Source organism: Cupriavidus sp. 05N40, assembly GCF_056397305.1.
Window position 1 is genome coordinate 1 of sequence record NZ_JBFTND010000439.1, and the last position, 1,298, is coordinate 1,298.

Below are 1,298 nucleotides of genomic sequence, written 5' to 3' on the forward strand. Positions count from 1 at the left end.
ACCAGCACATTGGGCAGGTAGGCCACCGAGGCTACCGGCGCAAAATCCTTGAGCGGGTCGTAGCCCGGCTTGTCGTACAGGCTCTTGTTCACGGCCAGCGAACCGAACGTGCCGAAAAACAGCGTATAGCCGTCGGCCGGCGCGCGCGCCACCGACACCGCGGCGATATTGCCGCCCGCGCCGGGGCGGTTCTCGATCACCACCGGCTGGCCCAGCCGCACCGACAGCGCATGGCTGACCTCGCGTGCCAGCAGGTCGGTGGCGCCGCCCGGCGGGAAGGGCACGACCAGGCGCACCGGCTTGTCCGGATAAGCCGCGAACGCGCTTGCGGTGGCCGCCAGCAAGCCGCAGAGCGCGAGCAGCCTGGTGCAACGTGTGGTCCAGCGTGACATTCGCCTGTCTCCTCGGCGTTAATTGTGATGTTGCTGCGATGGAACAGCGCCAGTGTGAGTCAGGCGCCGCAGGGGCGCCATTTGGATTTGTTTAAGGCCGTGTTCGGGACGGCGGGGAGCAGCGCCGGCATGACGCAGGAGGTGCGCGCCCTGGTGCAAACCCTTGGCGGCGCGCGGCCCGGCGCGGCCGAACGCTTCCGGCAGGCCGAAGAGCGGCTTTGCCATTGCGGAACCAGCGAATCCCCTGCCCCCCATAGAATCGGAGCACCGTATCGCGGAGGCGACCGTGGTCCGTGGCGCATGTGCGCGCGGCCCGCGGCCGGCCTTCCCAACCGAGGGGACAAGCAGATGGATTTGCGTTTCAACGCCGCGGAGCAATCGTTCCGCGAAGAGGTTCGGAGTTTCGTGCAGGCCAGCCTGCCGGCGGATATCCGCGACAAGGTGCTGGCGCACCAGCGCGTGGAGAAAGACGACTACGTGCGCTGGCACCGCGTGCTGCACGCGCAAGGCTGGGGCGCGCCGACCTGGCCCAGGCAATGGGGCGGCACCGGCTGGACCCCGCTGCAGCGCCTGATCTTCGAGATCGAGACCTTCCGCGCCGGCGCGCCGCGCCTGCTGCCGTTCGGCCTCACCATGATCGGCCCGGTGCTGATGAAGTACGCCAGCCCCGAGCACCAGGAACGCTTCCTGCCGCGCATCCCCACGGTGGAAGACTTCTGGTGCCAGGGCTATTCCGAGCCCGGCTCCGGCTCCGACCTGGCTTCGCTCAAGACGCGCGCCGTGCGCAAGGGAGACCGCTACATCGTCAACGGCCAGAAGACCTGGACCACGATGGCGCATTTCGCCGACTGGATCTTCTGCCTGGTGCGCACCGACTCCGAGGTCAAGCCGCAGGAAGGCATCTCC

2 protein-coding genes are annotated in these 1,298 nt (G+C 68.2%); one reads left to right on the plus strand and one right to left on the minus strand.

Annotation, left to right across the window (positions count from 1 at the left end; all coding sequences use genetic code 11):
* Positions 1-392: Bug family tripartite tricarboxylate transporter substrate binding protein (locus AC1DO7_RS41315; protein WP_477117579.1), on the minus strand; the 392-nt coding region annotated here is incomplete at its 3' end.
* Positions 393-740: 348 nt separating this feature from the next.
* On the opposite strand from AC1DO7_RS41315, the gene AC1DO7_RS41320 reads away from it, so the two are divergent.
* A partial coding sequence (locus tag AC1DO7_RS41320; RefSeq protein WP_477117580.1) for an acyl-CoA dehydrogenase family protein occupies positions 741-1,298 on the plus strand: 558 nt, incomplete at its 3' end.